We start from the raw sequence: 16,944 nt of genomic DNA, 5'->3' as shown, positions 1-16,944 counted from the left end.
TTTATACATCAAAAATATCTTTTGATGTTGTGATTTTTTTTCTAGGTATCCGATATTCTAGTTCTAAAGTAATCAATCACCCATACTTTTATAAGCTGATCTGGCGTCTTTTTGTATTAGCTATATTAGATGATAGTGTTGAAATATTTCATTATGCTTATCTAAAACTCTAAATATTGACAGTTTTAAGGGTTATGCATCTGCCGAGGGTGAAATTTTTGGCTGAAGTATGATATCCATCATGATAATTTGAAACTTTATGATTTGTGATTGAAAACGCATTTAATATGCGGCGAAATATTTTTTCCTAATGCTTCTATTTAACTTAATGAAAAATAAAAAGAAAATTTATACTGGTATGCTGATCACTTAAAAATTCACGGTATTTTCGACTATATAAATAAGGGGTAGGGAAGCGCTAATATCCACAAAGGAGATAACTTACATCAAGCAGGACACACAAGAATGCTCTTAAAGCTAAGAGCAGCTTATGTAGATAGAAATTGTTGTGGTAGGCAGCGCTCAATGTGTAAAGAGTTTTATACCATTGAACAGATTATTCTTGAGGGAGCGTTACTCTCAGGCTAGCGAATCCCCTCAAAATTCCTATTCCAAACAATAAGAAGGACGCGCACCGTACCCTTTGATCTAATGAATTTCGCCAAAAACCACATTCCACCAAGAGGAATTACCGATGCGCGATGTTCAGATCTTACTCGATACCTTAACTAATCAGTGTCCCACTATTCATAAAAAACGACTTCAATCTCTGCTACTTGCGACTGAGTCTGTACTCGATGGTGCTGACCTCACTCTTACCAAGCTCGGCCGTTCTCTCAATACCCGAACGACCACTAAGCACGCTATCAAGCGCATCGACAGACTACTGAGTAACAACCAATTACATCGCGAAAATGAAGACATCTATAAGTGGCATGCCCGTCTAATTACTGGCGCCAACCCTTGTCCGGTTATCCTTGTTGATTGGTCTGATGTGCGTGAGCAACTCCGACATATGACGCTTCGTGCTTCTGTTGTCCTCGATGGCCGTGCCGTGACTTTGTATGAACAAGCCTTTGAATATAAGCAATATAATTCACCAAGTTCCCATCAGCGCTTTCTCGATAAGCTTCAAGATATTCTCCCCCAAGGCGCCACGCCCATTGTGATATCTGATGCGGGATCCCGGAACACCTGGTTTCGCCAAGTCCAACAAAAAGGCTGGTTCTGGATTGGTCGTGTGCGGGGGGAAGTCTCAATAAAACTCAACCGCCAAGATTGGCAATGCAACAAAGCGCTTTACCACAAAGCCACGAGTAAACCGAATGACCCTGGGAGATGCCAACTCGCGAAACGCTCTCCGCTCGCTTGCCAAGCATACTTAGTAAAACAATCACCTAAAGGACGAAAAGCACTTCGTCATGCCCGCACAAGCTCAAAACACACTGCCTCGAAAGTCTTCGCCAAAAGTGCTAATGACCCGTGGCTACTTGTCACTAATATCCCCAATCAAACCCTCCATGCTGTGCAGATAACCCGTTTATATGCCAAGAGAATGCAAATTGAAGAAGCCTTCAGAGACCTCAAAAGTACCGCCTATGGAAAAGCGTTGTGGCACAATAGAACCCGTTGTGTGAAGCGGCTAGATATCTTACTTCTCATCGCTTTACTGGCTGACATTCTTCTTTGGTGGAATGGCCTTATTGCCAGCCAAGCGAAATGGCACTTCCACTTTCAAGCGAACACCATCAAGCACCGCCGGGTGCTATCCATTCCTCGGCTGGGAAAGGAGGTCAGAAATCATCGGCGTTATGATATCAACGAACAGCAATATCACTGGGCTATACTCGAATATCAAACGCTGGCACACAGTGCTGGGCTTGGAAAATTATGAGGGGATCCTTCAGACTCTCAGGTTAATGAGATTTTATGATTATTTGTCAAAGGTGGTTATCTTTCTTTCTGATTAGTTGTAAACGATAGCGTTAGTTTAATGTTTACAGATGATTCTGATTTTCTGGACCGGAAATGAAGAACATAAAGACTATTTGCTAATTGGAGCTATTAGCACTTAAACATGTTTCGCTTGGATTTTATCCTTTCTGTGTGACCCTATTCTTTGTGGACTCATTGATTTTTATATGTTTAATAGATGGCTATATGTTCACCAAATATGGTAATCGAGTGATGTTTTTACTTTGAGCTCCACCTTCTTTCGCTTAAGGTATGTCGAGTCTGAAGCTATTGGCAATAATGCTTTGAGGGCTTGAGAAAAGAGAGGAGAGAGGGGATGGCAGGTCATAGTAAATTCGCTAACATCAAACACCGTAAAGCTGCGCAAGATGCCAAGCGCGGTAAAATTTTCACCAAGCTAATTCGTGAAATTGTGGTTGCGACTAAAGAAGGCGGTCCTGAGCCAGAGAATAACCCTCGTTTGCGCGCTGCGATTGATAAAGCGCTGTCAAACAACATGACCCGAGACACCGTTAATCGCGCTGTTACGCGTGGTGCGGGTGGTGAAGGCGAAGAGAACATGGAAACCGTGATCTATGAAGGTTACGGTCCAGCAGGAACCGCAGTCATGGTTGAATGTATGACAGATAACCGTAACCGCACAGTGTCCGGTGTCCGTCATGCGTTCTCTAAAGCGGGCGGAAATCTGGGCACTGACGGAAGCGTGAGCTACCTGTTCGATAAAAAAGGGGTCATTTCTTACGCGCCAGGTCTGGATGAAGACTCAGTGATGGAAGCAGCGCTGGAAGGTGGTGCGGATGACGTTGAGACTCATGACGATGGCTCGATGGACGTTTACACAACACCTGCAGAGTTCGGTGCGGTGAAAGATGCGCTGGATGCGGCTGGTTTTGAAGCACAAAACGCAGAAGTCACGCTCGTTCCTTCGACTAAAGCAGACTTGGATGAAACCACAGCACCTAAACTGCTTCGTCTGATTGATGCACTTGAAGATCTTGATGACGTTCAAGAGGTCTACCACAACGGCGATATTTCTGACGAAGTCGCAGCAACACTGGAATAATCATACGTGGCTATTATTCTCGGGATTGACCCGGGTTCGCGGATCACTGGCTACGGCGTGATCCGCCATCAAGGCAGACATCTGGAATATCTTGGCAGCGGTTGTATCCGTACAGATTCTGAAGATTTGGCCGGGCGATTAGGCCAGATTTATGCTGGTGTCAGCGAAGTGATTACCCAGTTCCAGCCGGATACGTTTGCCATCGAGCAAGTGTTTATGGCGCGCAATGCAGATTCAGCACTTAAGCTCGGTCAGGCTCGTGGAAGTGCTATTGTTGCTGCTGTCAATGCGGGGTTACCTGTTTCTGAATACGCAGCACGTTTGATCAAGCAGGCTGTGGTCGGCAAAGGCAGTGCAGATAAGAAGCAGGTTCAACACATGGTTGTTCATATGCTCAAACTGCCATCCACCCCTCAAGCCGATGCAGCCGACGCCTTGGCTGTGGCGATTTGTCATGCCCATACCAACCACACGCTGGTGGCGATGGCTGGGCAGGCGAAGAGCGCAAGGCGCGGGCGGTATAGATAGTTTTCGCTTGATAAAAAAGCAGCCAAATGGCTGCTTTTTTTCTGAATGATTTAGTAGCTTACTGTAACTCCGTTACTTCTAAGAGTCTCTAGATGCTGCTTTGTATCATCATTCAGGGGGTTAGCAATTAACTGAATTGAGTCAATTTTCGGGTTAGACGTGAAATTAATTGATGTGATCTGATTCGACCACCCAGTGAAAGACTCAAGTCTAGGATTATTGTTTAAATCGACTGATGTTAATTGGTTCATGCTGACACTGAGCCAAAGTAAGTTAGGGTTACCTGAAACATCGATATTTGTCAGTTGGTTGTTTGAGGCCAGTAGCGAGTAAATCTTTGGATTATTAGTGACATCAAGACTAGTTGCCGCAGTACCAGAGACGTCAAGAACCTCTAATAACGGGTTTTGACTTAAATCGATATTCCCTACCCCATTTCCTGAAATTTCCAGAAAGTCCAAATTTGTAAGTGTCGATACGTCCAGAGACGAAAGGTTGTTGTCCGATAATGCTAATTGTGTAACTTGAGTGTTTTGACTTAAGTTAAATTCTGCAAGCTCATTACTGCTTAGGAATAGACTATCCAGAGAGTTGCTATTAGGTTCTGTAAATGTCGCAATCTTGTTTGAAAAAGCTAGAACAGAAATCAATGCGGTATTGGAAGACAAGTTTAAGTCAGTGATCTGATTATCATTGATATTAAGTTCTTTAAGTTGAGCGTTACTTGAAAGGTCTAAATTGGTAATGCCATTGTCATCAAGTGTGAGTTTCTCTAGTTTTGTATTTACAGACACATCGATGGCGCTAAGAGAGTTACCCCCAGCATCGAACAGTAAGAGGTCGGGGAAGGAGGATACATCGATAGCTGTTAACAAGTTATCACTCAAATCTAAATATTGCAGAGACTTGGATGCTGGCAGTGCAGCGTTCTCTAGCTGATTATCGTTTGCATATATCGAAGCTAGGTTAGTCATCCCCGAGACGTCTAGCGAACTTAACTCATTGCCTGATACATCTAAAATGTACATGCTAGAGAGGACTTCAATTCCGCTGAGATCTTTAATTCCTTTTCCTGTGCACTCCAGAATTTCTATGTTCTCGATGTTGGAAGCACCAGAGTCTGATACACAAGCTTGAAGAGCTGGATCAGAAAATGACACGCTTGAAAGTGGGGTGGATGCGTTGCCTGAAGATGAACCGCCACCACCACATCCCGCTAGAAAGAGGGAAACCATTGTGGTTAAAATTCCTTTAACTCTCATTGTATTATTCCTTTAATCGAATATTGCGGCTCATACTTTAATTGGGTTGGCTGAGGAAGCTTTACTGATTGATAGGCTTGCGATGCGGGTAACGTTGTGCGCCTATAAAAGTCGAGCCAGTGCAAGTTGTTAACCAGTTTAAAAACGAAAAAAGTATGAGTTTCTCATTGAGGTGAAATGGAAACCCTCTAAAGACAATCTACTGTTAATAAGAGAATTTTCACTTAAGGGATAACCATGAAATACTTAAAAACAGGCTTGTGCATCTTTATCGCGTTTGTGTTTATTCAGTCGCTGTTCTTCAAGTTTTCGGGTTCACCGGAAACTGAGTTTATTTTCGGTACGCTGGGAGATTGGTCTGGACTGGCTTGGTTCGGCAAATACGGCGCTTATATGGTAGGTATTGTTGAACTGATCGCCTCGATTCTACTGTTTACACGTCTTCATGCTTTGGGCGCTCTGATGGCTGTTGGTACTATGACTGGCGCGATTTTCTTCCACTTGTTTACACCAATCGGTGTTGCGCAGCCAGCGTTTAATGAGGCAGGTGAAGTGGTTGGAAACGACGGCGGCACCTTGTTTGTGATGGCATGTTTGGTTTGGCTGTCGGCGGCATTCTTGCTTTATCAAACAAGAAAAGGTGACCGCGAAGAAGTCGATTAATCTCGGTTTACTCTCTCGCTGAGCATCGCAACTTGTTGTAACGTGGTAGCCAATAGCGATAGAAAGCGAGAGAGTGATTATCTTGTCCCAGCAAAATTCCCAACAGTCTTCGAGTACCCGCTCAGTCCTTAAATGGATTGCTGCTTATCTACTGCCTTATCGCAGCAAAGTTATCGCTGCAGTTTTCTTCCTTTTCCTTGGCTCCCTAAGCTGGCTGGCTCTTGGGCAAGCTGTGAAGCTTGTTGTTGATGAAGGCTTTCTCTCCGGCAATGCCAACGAGTTAAATAAATTGGTGTTGGTGATTCTGGGTATTACTGTGGTGAGTGGTTTTGCCACTTTCTGTCGTTTTTACCTGATGAGCTGGCTTGGTGAACGTGTTAGTGCGGATATCCGCATGACGGTGTATCACCATCTTCTCAAACTCTCACCTTCGTTTTACGCCAAAGAAAGAACCGGTGAAGTCATCAGTCGATTTACCGCAGACACAACGCTCCTGCAGACGGTAGTGGGTTCCAGTCTTTCAATGGCACTGCGCTCTGGGGTATCTGTGATCGGCGGTTTGGTAATGATGGCATTTACCAGCATCACGTTGACTGGACTTGTGTTGCTCGCGGTGCCAGTCGTCTTGGTGCCGATTTTCGTGTTGGGGCGTAAAGTGCGTCGACTGGCTCGTGTGAGTCAAGACCGGGTGGCTGATCTTGGCGCCCATGTGGATGAAACGCTCCATGAAATTCGCACTGTCCAATCTTACAGCCATGAAGAGGCTGATGCTCATCATTTCAATGGTCGCGTCGAGTCGGTTATGGATGCTGCCAAAACGCGTATCCGCTACCGCGCGACCTTAATGGGCTCTGTGGTGTTTCTCTCTATTGTAGCGATTGTGCTGGTCACTTGGGTTGGCGCATTGAGCGTTTTGGACAGCTCATTGACCGCAGGCCAGCTGTCAGCCTTTATGTTTTATGCCTTGTTAGTGGCGGGTGGTGTGGCCACCATTGGCGAAGTGATTGGGGACATTCAACGTGCAGCCGGTGCGACTGAACGCCTGATTGAATTATCCCAAATGGAGCAGGACATTCAGGAGCCACAGAGCCCCCGCCAGTTAACGGAACCCGTTTCAGGCACAGTCCGTTTTGATGGTGTCTCTTTCGCCTATCCCGGTGACGAAAACCTTCCGGTGTTTCATTCACTCTCTTTTGATGTGAAAGCGGGCGAGCGTATCGCGTTGGTTGGCCCAAGCGGAGCCGGGAAAAGTACTGTTTTTGCACTGCTTCAACGCTTTTTTGATGTTCAGGAAGGGCACATTGATATTGATGGCGTCAGCATTTCAGACCTCTCGATTGAAACCTTGAGAAAGCAATTTGCGCTGGTACCGCAAGAGTCGGTCATTTTCGCGACCACTGTGCTTGAGAACGTGCGTTATGGCGCGCCTGAAGCCAGCGAAGAAGCTGTGATAGCTGCCTGTAAAGCGGCGAGAGCGCATGACTTTATCGTGGAGTTTCCTGATGGTTATCATACTGAGTTGGGTGAACGTGGCGTGCGTTTGTCAGGTGGTCAGAAGCAACGTATTTCAATAGCTCGCGCGATATTGGCAGACCGCCCAATTCTCCTCCTGGATGAGGCCACCAGTGCGCTGGATGCCGTGAGTGAACACAAAGTGAAATCAGCGCTTGATGAGCTTATGTCGCACAAAACATCGATAGTAATTGCTCACCGTCTGGCAACCGTGGTTAATGCAGACAAGATTCTGGTAATGGATAAAGGGCAAATCGTCGCCACAGGAACACATGATGAATTGATGGCTTCGTCTCCACTTTATCGCGAATTCGCTGCGTTGCAGTTGGTGTCTGCTACCGAGGAAATACCGGCAAAAATTGTCGGCGAATGACGGGTGAATTCCATTACTTATCAGAGTGACTTTACAGATGAGTAGTTAGTCTGATGCAGTGTTGAAAATAACTCGAAAGGATAGGATTCAAAGATGAAAAAGCTGTTGGCTGTATTTGCAGTGCTGTTTGTGATTGCTGGCTGTTCACCGGAAGTGGGCAGTGAAGAGTGGTGCAAAGAGCTAAAAGAAAAACCAAAAGGCGATTGGTCGACCAATGAAGCGACTGATTTTGCAAAACACTGCATTTTCTAAGCGAAACACTAAGCCTCAACCTGACACTAAAAAGCGAGCGTGGCTCGCTTTTTTTATTCCTCTATTAGGTAAGCCGCCTCTGATGATGAATTCTCCATAAAAGTGATCTCAGTCGTAAATCTTGACGTTACAACTAGGGTCACTCACGTTTCGTGGAGTTGGGTATGTCGGAGCTTGCCATAGACCTGGCGCGAATTCAGTTCGCGTTCACCGTGTCTTTTCACATCATATTTCCTGCCTTTTCTATCGGGCTTGCCAGCTACATCATGGTGCTGGAAGCGCTGCACTTGAAAACCAAGCAGCACCAATACCTTGAGCTTTCTAAGTACTGGACAAAAATTTTTGCCGTCACGTTCGGTATGGGTGTGGTGAGCGGTATCGTCATGAGTTACCAGTTCGGCACGAATTGGGGTGTCTTCTCCGACAAAACCGGCCCAGTGCTTGGACCTTTGATGGGTTATGAAGTGCTCACCGCGTTTTTCCTCGAGGCGGGTTTTCTCGGCATCATGCTTTTTGGTCGCGAGCGTGTCGGTCCTAAACTTCATTTCCTGGCCGTTGCAGTCGTAGCGTTTGGCACTTTACTGTCCGCCACATGGATACTGTCAGTAAACAGTTGGATGCAAACCCCCGCTGGGTTTGATTTCAATGACAAAGGCCAATTTATCGTCACAGACTGGTTCGAAGTCGTGTTCAATCCGTCCTTCCCGTACCGCCTCGTCCACATGGTCATCGCTGCGTATCTGACAACGGCCTTTATGGTGGCAGGTGTCGGTGCTTGGCATTTACTGCGCGCGCCACACAATGAGCTGGGGCGGATAAGCCTTTCGATGGGTATGTGGATGGCGGTTTTGGTCACACCCATACAAATTGTCGCGGGTGACCTTCATGGTCTCAACACGCTTGAACATCAGCCTATGAAAGTGGCCGCCATGGAAGGACACTTTGAAACCCAAAAAGGCGCGCCCCTTATCCTGTTTGGTATTCCAAATGAACAGACCGAAACAGTTGATTACAAAGTCGAGATTCCAAAGTTGGGCAGCATCATTCTTACCCATTCTATTGATGGCGAGATAAAAGGTCTAAAGTCTGTCCCGCCAGAAGAGAGGCCGCCAGTTGCTACTGTGTTCTGGAGTTTCCGAATTATGGTGGCTATTGGTTTCTTAATGCTGGGTATGGGGTTGGTGTCTCTGTGGCTACGTTATAAGAAAACCCTGTATGAAACGTCATGGTTCCTAAGGACCTGCGTATATGCCGCGCCTTGTGGCTTTTTGGCGATATTGGCAGGGTGGGTGACTACCGAAGTGGGACGTCAGCCATACACGGTATACGGATTACTCCGAACGTCAGAATCCGTGTCGCCGATTGATGCCAGTGCGGTTGGTGCTTCGCTCGCTGTGTTCGTGGTGGTCTATTTCGTGATATTTGGTGCGGGTATCTACTACCTACTGAAACTGATGAGAAAATCGCCGACCAAATACGAGCAGGATTTGGATGGGCGCATTGTCACCCGGCTTTCACATGGTAACTCAACCAAAGATATTACTGTGAATCCAGAGCCCGTCTCAGGTAAGGAGTCATAATGGATTACGCACTTATCTGGGCAGTGATAATCGCTTTTGCCGTATTTGCCTACGTCATTCTTGATGGCTTCGACCTTGGTGTTGGCATACTGTTTCCTTCGCTCAATGATGACGAAAAAGATGCCGCAATGAACTCTATTGCCCCCATCTGGGATGGCAATGAAACTTGGCTGGTATTGGGGGGGGGAGGCCTGTTTGCGGTATTCCCTTTGGCGTATGCCATCATCATGCCTGCAGTCTACGCACCAATCATTGCGATGCTGATTGGCCTCATATTCCGTGGTGTTGCGTTTGAATACCGCTATCGAACCAAAAAAGGCCGTTACCTATGGGACTGGTCTTTCGCGGGCGGTTCGATGGTAGCAACCTTTTCTCAAGGGATGATTCTCGGCACCTTGTTACAAGGAATTGAAGTTGCAGATAGGCAATACGCTGGGGGCTGGTTTGACTGGCTGACGCCTTTTTCTCTCTTCTGCGGTCTTGCAGTAACGGCAGGATATACCTTGCTCGGTGGCTGCTGGCTACTAATTAAGACTTCCGGGAGTATCGAAGAAAAGCTCTTTCCAAAGTGCAAAAAACTTACCCTCTTGTTCCTCGGAGCCATCGGTGTGGTGAGTGTTTGGCTTCCGTTTATCTCCAGCGATATCGCCGCGAGATGGTTCACTTTCCCGAACGCTGCCGGCTTTTTCCTTATTCCGGCCATTTCAGCGTTTGCAGCTTATCAACTGTGGCATGCGTTGGGTACGCGAAGGGCTGGTGCAGCTTACTGTTGGACACTGATGATTTACCTGATGGCGTTCGCTGGTTTTGCCATCAGTATATTCCCTTACATGGTGCCAAGGGCGGTGACCCTTTGGGATGCGGCTGCACCAGACAATAGCCTTACATTCTTGCTTGCTGGCGCTGTGGTTTTGCTGCCAATCATCATCATTTATTCTGCCTATTCCTACTGGGTGTTCCGCGGGAAGGTCAGAGCAGACGAGGGATACCATGAATAAACAGAGCAAGGCGTTTGCGTGGTTTATCGGCTTGTGGCTGGCTGGTGTATTGGCTGTGACGGCACTTGCCTACTTCATTCGTTACACCATGCAGTGGGTTGGATTAGTCTGATCGCATAGCCATTTCAAGTACATGCTCGGCTTTAAAACTGGATATCTATCCAGTTGTTCATTATCCTAACCACAATTATTAGCAACAATTTGAGTTTTGATTGTGATTGGCCGATTACGCGGAATTTTGCTTGAAAAGCAACCCCCTGAAATCCTGCTGGAAGTTAATGGCGTTGGTTATGAAGTCAGCATGCCTATGAGCTGCTTCTATGAATTGCCAGAAGTGGGTGAAGAAGCGATTATTTATACTCACTTCGTTGTGCGTGAAGACGCGCAGCTCCTCTACGGGTTTAACACCACCATCGAACGTGCTTTATTCCGCGAAGTCATCAAAGCCAATGGCGTCGGTCCTAAACTGGGCCTGGCGATTCTTTCCGGTATGACGGCAACTCAATTTGTCGACAGCGTAGAGCGCGAAGATGTGTCTACTCTGGTGAAAATCCCTGGCGTAGGTAAGAAAACCGCAGAGCGTTTGGTGATCGAAATGCGTGATCGCCTGAAAAACTGGCATGCCTTCGACCTGTTTACCCCACATGCCGATGCTGCAGCCCGCCGTGCGGCAAGCAATGAAACCGTTGTTGCTGCATCGAATGATCCTAAAGATGAAGCGATCAGCGCGCTTATCGCACTGGGCTACAAAGCTGCACAGGCTGAGAAAGTGGTCAAGCAAGTGGCCGTTGATGGCATGAAGAGCGAGGCGATCATCCGTGATGCGCTGCGTTCAATGGTCTAATAGGGTGATTTGGAATGATTGAAGCTGATCGACTGATGGGCACGGTACCTCCGAGCCGTGAAGACGACGTCATTGACCGCGCTATTCGCCCGAAGATGTTGTCGGATTATCAAGGTCAGGATCACGTCCGTGATCAGATGGAAATCTTTATTCATGCGGCGCGTAAACGTGAAGAAGCCCTCGACCATTTGCTGATCTTTGGGCCTCCAGGTCTGGGTAAAACCACGTTAGCAAATATTGTTGCTAATGAAATGGAAGTGAACATTCGCACGACCTCTGGTCCTGTACTGGAAAAAGCGGGTGACTTGGCGGCGCTTCTGACCAATCTTGAGCCAAACGATGTGCTTTTCATTGATGAAATTCACCGCTTGAGCCCTGTCGTGGAAGAAGTGTTGTATCCAGCGATGGAAGACTACCAACTGGATATCATGATTGGTGAAGGCCCGGCTGCGCGTTCTATCAAGATCGACTTGCCGCCATTTACGCTGGTGGGTGCAACGACACGTGCTGGTTCGTTGACCTCGCCACTGCGTGACCGCTTCGGTATTACGCAGCGCCTTGAGTACTACAACATTGCTGACCTAAAAGGCATTGTTCAACGCAGCGCGAATTGCCTGAATCTGGATATGGATGAAGAAGGGGCGTTTGAAATCGCTCGTCGTGCCCGTGGCACGCCGCGTATTGCGAACCGTCTGCTTCGCCGTGTTCGCGACTATGCCGAGGTTAAAGCTGATGGCCGTATCAATGCGGATGTGGCATCAAAAGCGTTGGATATGTTGGATGTCGATAACCAAGGTTTCGATTACATGGACAGAAAACTTCTCACGGCGATTATCGAGAAGTTTGATGGTGGTCCGGTTGGTTTGGATAACCTTGCCGCGGCAATTGGTGAAGCCAAAGACACAATTGAAGATGTATTAGAGCCTTACCTTATCCAACAAGGCTATTTGCAGCGCACCCCAAGAGGGCGTATTGCAAGCCAACGTGCTTACCTGCATTTCGGTTTTGATATGCCGGAGTAACAAGACTCTTCTCTTTGTTTCCTCAAAGGCTGGCCTAGTGTCAGCCTTTGCTATTTTTCCTCCCTGAACAATACTTCTAATGCAAATGTCGCGTGCTAGAAAGTTTCAATATCTGCAGATGTCTAATTTGGGTTTTGTTTTGATCTGGATCTTGAATTCAAGCGATTTAAACGCCCGAAGTTGATTAATTTGACAGCAGTCAATGTGAGATTGCTCCAAAGGCTTTGAAGCTCGACCCCAGAATGTTTAGTATTAGCTGGCACTATATTAGGAGATGCTTAACAAAATCCTAACCAGTGCGGCACATTCGTGCAACATAAAGAGGGATGGCTGTTTACACAGTCCCCGTAAGGAAGCTCAGTTAAGCGCGAGCTGTATGGCTCGCAGGTGATTAAGCATTTACTTAACGATACGTAAGTGTCGTGCGTCAGTCAGCCTGACGATGAAGGAGTTACTATGTTAACTGATATTGTTGATCTGTCGCGGTTCCAGTTTGCACTGACTGCGATGTATCACTTCTTGTTTGTCCCACTGACTCTGGGTATGGCATTCCTGCTAGCCATCATGGAGTCGTTGTATGTGATGACCGATAAGCAGATCTACAAGGACATGACCAAGTTCTGGGGTAAGCTGTTTGGTATTAACTTCGCGTTGGGTGTCGCTACCGGCCTCACTATGGAGTTCCAGTTTGGTACTAACTGGGCATACTATTCTCACTATGTCGGCGATATTTTCGGTGCCCCTCTGGCTATCGAAGCGCTGATGGCCTTCTTCCTGGAATCTACCCTTGTCGGTATGTTCTTCTTCGGTTGGGACCGTCTCTCCAAGCGCCAACACCTTACCGTCACATGGCTGACCGCCATTGGCTCCAACTTTTCTGCGCTTTGGATTCTCGTCGCTAACGGCTGGATGCAAAACCCTGTAGGGGCTGAGTTCAACTTCGAAAGCATGCGAATGGAAATGGTGAGCTTTGCTGAAGTTGTGCTTAACCCGGTTGCGCAGGTGAAATTTGTTCACACCGTTGCGGCAGGTTACACCACAGGTGCAATGTTTGTTCTGGGTATCAGTGCTTACTACCTGTTGAAAGGCCGTGACGTTGCGTTTGCGCGCCGCTCTTTCGCGATTGCTGCATCTTTTGGTATGGCGGGCATTCTGTCTACTATCGTACTGGGTGATGAATCTGGCTATGAGCTGGGCGACGTTCAGAAAGTCAAACTGGCCGCAATCGAGGCGGAATGGCACACAGAGCCAGCACCAGCTGCCTTCACCGTATTTGGTTTCCCTAATCAAGAAACCATGGAAACGGATTACGCGATCAAGATCCCGTACGTGATGGGTATCATCGCGACGCGTTCTTTCGATAAGCAAGTGACGGGTCTACATGACATCGTTGATGAGCACGAAGCACGTATCCGTAACGGTATGATTGCTTACGGCTTGCTTGAGAAATTGCGTGCAGGTGATAAAACACCTGAAAACCTGGCTGCATTTGACGATGTGAAGAAAGACCTTGGTTTTGGTCTGCTGCTAAAACAACAAACACCAAACGTTGTTGATGCGACAGAAGCACAAATCAAACAAGCGGCAAAAGACTCTATTCCACAGGTAGCACCGCTATTCTGGAGCTTCCGCATCATGGTAGCGTGTGGCTTCGCTATGCTGTTCATCTTCGGTATGGCGTTCTACCAGACTTGTCGCCAGAAAATCGATGAAAAACCATGGCTTCTCAAACTGGCTCTGTTTGGTATTCCATTGCCGTGGATTGCCTGTGAAGCGGGTTGGTTCGTTGCTGAATATGGTCGCCAGCCTTGGGCGGTGGGTGAAATTCTGCCAGTACACATGGCAGCATCTAACCTTCCTGCGTCAGAAATTATCACTTCACTGGTTGCGATCGTTGCACTGTACACAGTGTTCTTGATTGCTGAAGTGTACCTGATGGTTAAATTCGCGCGCTTAGGCCCTAGCAGCCTAAAAACAGGCCGTTATCACTTTGAAAAGCTAAAGACCCCGGAAACGGATCTTGCGCGTCAAGTTGAAGCATAAGGAGAGCGTAAGACATGTTTGAATACGAGATTCTGCGTCTGATCTGGTGGGCACTGATTGGTGTTCTGCTGATCGGCTTCGCGATTACCGATGGCTTTGATATGGGTGTCGGCGCGTTGGTGCCAGTTATTGGTAAAACCGATAACGAGCGTCGCGTGATGATTAACTCCATTGCGCCTCACTGGGATGGTAACCAGGTATGGTTGATCACCGCTGGTGGTGCGCTGTTCGCAGCGTGGCCTTTGGTGTATGCGGTGTCGTTCTCAGGTTTCTACCTGGCGATGATTCTGACACTAGCGGCTTTGTGGTTCCGTCCAATTGGTTTTGACTACCGTTCGAAAATTGAAGACCCACGCTGGCGTAAAACCTGGGACTGGGGCATTTTTGTGGGTAGCTTTGTGCCGCCAATCATCTTTGGTGTGGCATTTGGTAACCTGCTGCAAGGTGTACCGTTTGAACTGAACGAGTTCCTGATCCCAACTTACCGTGGTTCTTTCTTTGGCTTGCTGAATCCGTTTGCGATTCTATGTGGCTTGGTCAGCTTGTTCATGATCGTAACGCAAGGCGCGACTTACCTTCAGATGAAAACCACTGATGCGCTGCATGTTCGTGCTCGTAATGTGGCTCAGATTTCTGCGATTCTGACTGCGGTATGTTTTGCACTTGCTGGCTTCTGGGCGCAAAGCATTGAAGGCTATGTGATCACCAGCGAAATCATGACCAATGCAACGTCGAACCCTTTGAACAAAGAAGTGATGACCTTAACCGGTGCACTGTTCAATAACTACGAAGCTTACCCGCTACTGTGGGCTGCACCGGCGTTGGCGGTATTTATGCCGCTGTTGGTTGCTGTATGTGCGCGTTTCGAGCGTGACGGTTTTGCATTCTTGTTCAACAGCCTTGCGATTGCAGGAGTGATTTTGACGGCAGGTTTTGCGATGTTCCCATTCGTGATGCCTTCTAGCTTGTTCCCAGATCACAGCCTAACAATGTGGGATGCGACGTCGAGCGAGTTGACGCTGAACATTATGACGGGCGTTGCGATTGTGATGGTGCCAATCATTCTGTCTTACACCGCATGGTGTTACTACAAGATGTTCGGCCGTCTTGATGACAAGTTCATCGAAGAAAACAAAACCTCACTGTACTAAAAGAAGGAGTTAACCATGTGGTATTTCGCTTGGATTCTGGGTGTATTGCTGGCGTGCTCGTTCGGTATTATCAATGCGCTTTGGTTAGAGCACACTGAAGCCATGGATCGTGACAGTGAAGAATAAGTTCACGACTATGCTAGACGGTCTGCATGACCGTCTTCATATCCGTGTGCTCATGTTGTTATCGCTGGCAATGGCGCTAACATGCGGCGGGTTAGTCATGTGGGATCCTCAGACTTTCGCAGATAAGATTGGCGGCTTCACTGTTGCCAATGGTCCTGCACTGATTTGGGCAACCTGTACCGGAATGATCCACGGTATGGCGTTCAAACCACGATTCTGGCTTTGGCAGCTCGTTTTCTTTCCACCGTTTGCGTGGGTAGTGATGAGTTTTGTGCTTGTAAAAGCATTTCTTTGACATCCCGTTGTAACACTCTGTTACCGACAGCCCGGCCTAAAACAGCTGGGCTGTTTTATTTTGCGCCATTCGTGACCAGCCTCGTCGCTTGGTGCTTTTATTACACTGAGTAAGTCAGTTATAGTATTTCGCTAAACCTTACTATGGATTTCAGGTAATTATCAGGATGAGGAGTCTCCATCCGTTCTGCTGGCCTGTTCGCATCTACTACGAAGACACTGATACTGGTGGGATCGTCTATCATGCGAACTACCTCAAATACTTCGAGCGTGCGAGAACAGAACTTCTGCGCAGCATTGGTGTCCATCAACATACGTTATTTGAAGAACATACGGCGTTTGTCGTACGTCATATGGACATCGATTTCCTCAAAGGCGCAAAGCTTGACGAAGAACTTACCGTTCAAACAACGGTACCTGAAGTTCGTCGGGCGACCCTCACATTCTGTCAAGATTTGGTGAATTCAGAAGGCGATGTGTTGTGTCGTGCCACCGTTAAGGTAGCCTGTGTCGATTCTGAGAAAATGAAGCCGAAATCCATCCCTAAATCGATTCAATCGGAGATTTTAAGTGAGCGCTGAACTTTCAATTCTTGATCTGTTCTTGCAGGCGAGTCTGCTGGTTAAAGCAGTCATGTTGGTTCTGCTGGGCATGTCTGTCGTGTCTTGGGCAATGATCATTAAGCGTTCGCAGGTGCTTTCAGAAGCGTCATCGAAAGCGGAGCGTTTTGAAGACAGATTCTGGTCCGGGATGGACTTGTCTCAACTGTTTCAGGAAGTGCAGGTTCGCAAAGACAACCTGTCAGGCAGTGAGCAAATCTTCTACTCTGGCTTTAAAGAATTTGCCCGTCTTCACCGTAGCAACGGCAAAGTGCCGGAAGCTGTGATGGAAGGCACCTCCCGTGCCATGCGCGTTTCCCTCTCAAAAGAAGTGGAATCGCTGGAAACCAATCTTCCATTCCTTGCAACGGTCGGTTCAATCACGCCATACATCGGCCTCTTTGGTACGGTATGGGGCATCATGCACGCATTTATTGCGCTGGGTGCTGTTAAGCAAGCGACCCTTGCCATGGTTGCACCGGGTATCGCAGAAGCACTTGTCGCAACTGCAATGGGTCTGTTTGCTGCTATCCCAGCGGTGATGGCGTACAACCGATTTACTGCGAAAGTGGGCAAGCTTGAGAACAACTACATCAACTTCATGGAAGAGTTTTCGAGCATTCTTCACCGTCAGGCGTTTGCTTCACCGAAGGAGTAATG

Annotated in this window: 18 protein-coding genes; 17 read left to right on the top strand and 1 reads right to left on the bottom strand. The window is 47.5% G+C overall.

Going from position 1 to position 16,944, the window contains the following annotated elements:
• Positions 1-694 precede the first annotated feature (694 nt).
• From D515_RS11005 to ruvC, 3 genes are all read left to right on the top strand, one after another.
• Positions 695-1,894, top strand: a complete 1,200-nt coding sequence (locus D515_RS11005; protein WP_002538463.1) for an IS4 family transposase — start codon at positions 695-697, stop codon at positions 1,892-1,894.
• 396 nt (positions 1,895-2,290) lie between these two features.
• On the top strand, positions 2,291-3,037 hold the full coding sequence (locus D515_RS11000) for a YebC/PmpR family DNA-binding transcriptional regulator (protein WP_002538462.1): 747 nt from the start codon (positions 2,291-2,293) through the stop codon (positions 3,035-3,037).
• A 6-nt stretch (positions 3,038-3,043) separates the two neighbouring features.
• Positions 3,044-3,565: a crossover junction endodeoxyribonuclease RuvC gene (gene ruvC, locus D515_RS10995; RefSeq protein ID WP_002538460.1), complete on the top strand. Its 522-nt coding sequence runs from the start codon at positions 3,044-3,046 to the stop codon at positions 3,563-3,565.
• A 50-nt stretch (positions 3,566-3,615) separates the two neighbouring features.
• On the opposite strand, the gene D515_RS10990 is transcribed toward ruvC, so the two are convergent.
• Positions 3,616-4,827 (bottom strand): leucine-rich repeat domain-containing protein, encoded by a 1,212-nt coding sequence (locus tag D515_RS10990; RefSeq protein ID WP_002538459.1) that lies wholly within the window; start codon positions 4,825-4,827, stop codon positions 3,616-3,618.
• A gap of 237 nt (positions 4,828-5,064) precedes the next feature.
• Between D515_RS10990 and D515_RS10985 the strand changes: the two genes are divergently transcribed.
• The 14 genes from D515_RS10985 to tolQ all read left to right on the top strand — a co-directional run bounded on the left by D515_RS10985 (position 5,065) and on the right by tolQ (position 16,942).
• Complete coding sequence (locus D515_RS10985) at positions 5,065-5,490, top strand: hypothetical protein (RefSeq protein ID WP_002538457.1); 426 nt, start codon at positions 5,065-5,067, stop codon at positions 5,488-5,490.
• Between the two features lie 82 nt (positions 5,491-5,572).
• Positions 5,573-7,375: an ABC transporter transmembrane domain-containing protein gene (locus D515_RS10980; RefSeq protein WP_002538455.1), complete on the top strand. Its 1,803-nt coding sequence runs from the start codon at positions 5,573-5,575 to the stop codon at positions 7,373-7,375.
• A gap of 93 nt (positions 7,376-7,468) precedes the next feature.
• Entirely contained in the window at positions 7,469-7,627 is a 159-nt protein-coding gene (locus tag D515_RS25290) for a DUF3012 domain-containing protein (protein WP_002538453.1), read from the top strand.
• A 164-nt stretch (positions 7,628-7,791) separates the two neighbouring features.
• Positions 7,792-9,207 carry a cytochrome ubiquinol oxidase subunit I gene (locus tag D515_RS10975; RefSeq protein WP_002538451.1) on the top strand — a complete coding sequence of 472 codons (1,416 nt, stop codon included), beginning with the start codon at positions 7,792-7,794 and terminating at the stop codon, positions 9,205-9,207.
• A complete protein-coding gene (cydB, locus tag D515_RS10970) occupies positions 9,207-10,205 on the top strand; it encodes a cytochrome d ubiquinol oxidase subunit II (RefSeq protein ID WP_002538450.1) in 999 nt (332 codons plus the stop codon). The genes D515_RS10975 and cydB (D515_RS10970) overlap by 1 nt, the downstream gene beginning before the upstream one ends.
• The gene (locus D515_RS25285; protein WP_002538449.1) at positions 10,198-10,317 is read left to right on the top strand and encodes a DUF2474 family protein; all 120 of its coding nucleotides are present in this window, start codon (positions 10,198-10,200) and stop codon (positions 10,315-10,317) included. Before cydB (D515_RS10970) ends, D515_RS25285 begins: the two co-directional genes overlap by 8 nt.
• Positions 10,318-10,419: 102 nt before the next feature.
• Positions 10,420-11,049, top strand: a complete 630-nt coding sequence (gene ruvA, locus D515_RS10965; protein ID WP_039849946.1) for a Holliday junction branch migration protein RuvA — start codon at positions 10,420-10,422, stop codon at positions 11,047-11,049.
• A 14-nt stretch (positions 11,050-11,063) separates the two neighbouring features.
• On the top strand, positions 11,064-12,071 hold the full coding sequence (gene ruvB, locus D515_RS10960) for a Holliday junction branch migration DNA helicase RuvB (RefSeq protein ID WP_002538447.1): 1,008 nt from the start codon (positions 11,064-11,066) through the stop codon (positions 12,069-12,071).
• 456 nt (positions 12,072-12,527) lie between these two features.
• A complete protein-coding gene (cydA, locus tag D515_RS10955) occupies positions 12,528-14,114 on the top strand; it encodes a cytochrome ubiquinol oxidase subunit I (protein ID WP_002538446.1) in 1,587 nt (528 codons plus the stop codon).
• 14 nt (positions 14,115-14,128) lie between these two features.
• Positions 14,129-15,265, top strand: a complete 1,137-nt coding sequence (cydB, locus tag D515_RS10950; protein WP_002538445.1) for a cytochrome d ubiquinol oxidase subunit II — start codon at positions 14,129-14,131, stop codon at positions 15,263-15,265.
• Between the two features lie 15 nt (positions 15,266-15,280).
• A complete protein-coding gene (gene cydX / locus D515_RS25280) occupies positions 15,281-15,391 on the top strand; it encodes a cytochrome bd-I oxidase subunit CydX (RefSeq protein ID WP_039849945.1) in 111 nt (36 codons plus the stop codon).
• A gap of 10 nt (positions 15,392-15,401) precedes the next feature.
• Positions 15,402-15,686 (top strand): cyd operon YbgE family protein, encoded by a 285-nt coding sequence (locus D515_RS10940; RefSeq protein WP_002538444.1) that lies wholly within the window; start codon positions 15,402-15,404, stop codon positions 15,684-15,686.
• 166 nt (positions 15,687-15,852) lie between these two features.
• Entirely contained in the window at positions 15,853-16,266 is a 414-nt protein-coding gene (gene ybgC, locus D515_RS10935) for a tol-pal system-associated acyl-CoA thioesterase (RefSeq protein ID WP_039849944.1), read from the top strand.
• On the top strand, positions 16,256-16,942 hold the full coding sequence (gene tolQ / locus D515_RS10930; RefSeq protein ID WP_002538442.1) for a protein TolQ: 687 nt from the start codon (positions 16,256-16,258) through the stop codon (positions 16,940-16,942). Before ybgC ends, tolQ begins: the two co-directional genes overlap by 11 nt.
• Positions 16,943-16,944: the final 2 nt, after the last annotated feature.

Source organism: Grimontia indica (genome assembly GCF_000333895.2).
In the GTDB taxonomy this organism is placed as follows: Bacteria; Pseudomonadota; Gammaproteobacteria; order Enterobacterales; family Vibrionaceae; genus Enterovibrio; species Enterovibrio indicus.
This window is presented reverse-complemented; position numbering and strand designations above follow the sequence as displayed.

Excerpts from the sequence above, each read along its gene's own strand:
- D515_RS11005 (WP_002538463.1), top strand. The coding sequence starts at position 695 with ATGCGCGATGTTCAGATCTTACTCGATACCTTAACTAATCAGTGTCCC.
- D515_RS11000 (WP_002538462.1), top strand. The coding sequence starts at position 2,291 with ATGGCAGGTCATAGTAAATTCGCTAACATCAAACACCGTAAAGCTGCG.
- D515_RS10990 (WP_002538459.1), bottom strand. The coding sequence starts at position 4,827 with ATGAGAGTTAAAGGAATTTTAACCACAATGGTTTCCCTCTTTCTAGCG.
- D515_RS10985 (WP_002538457.1), top strand. The coding sequence starts at position 5,065 with ATGAAATACTTAAAAACAGGCTTGTGCATCTTTATCGCGTTTGTGTTT.
- D515_RS25290 (WP_002538453.1), top strand. The coding sequence starts at position 7,469 with ATGAAAAAGCTGTTGGCTGTATTTGCAGTGCTGTTTGTGATTGCTGGC.
- D515_RS10975 (WP_002538451.1), top strand. The coding sequence starts at position 7,792 with ATGTCGGAGCTTGCCATAGACCTGGCGCGAATTCAGTTCGCGTTCACC.
- cydB (WP_002538450.1), top strand. The coding sequence starts at position 9,207 with ATGGATTACGCACTTATCTGGGCAGTGATAATCGCTTTTGCCGTATTT.
- D515_RS25285 (WP_002538449.1), top strand. The coding sequence starts at position 10,198 with ATGAATAAACAGAGCAAGGCGTTTGCGTGGTTTATCGGCTTGTGGCTG.
- ruvB (WP_002538447.1), top strand. The coding sequence starts at position 11,064 with ATGATTGAAGCTGATCGACTGATGGGCACGGTACCTCCGAGCCGTGAA.
- cydA (WP_002538446.1), top strand. The coding sequence starts at position 12,528 with ATGTTAACTGATATTGTTGATCTGTCGCGGTTCCAGTTTGCACTGACT.
- cydB (WP_002538445.1), top strand. The coding sequence starts at position 14,129 with ATGTTTGAATACGAGATTCTGCGTCTGATCTGGTGGGCACTGATTGGT.
- cydX (WP_039849945.1), top strand. The coding sequence starts at position 15,281 with ATGTGGTATTTCGCTTGGATTCTGGGTGTATTGCTGGCGTGCTCGTTC.
- D515_RS10940 (WP_002538444.1), top strand. The coding sequence starts at position 15,402 with ATGCTAGACGGTCTGCATGACCGTCTTCATATCCGTGTGCTCATGTTG.
- ybgC (WP_039849944.1), top strand. The coding sequence starts at position 15,853 with ATGAGGAGTCTCCATCCGTTCTGCTGGCCTGTTCGCATCTACTACGAA.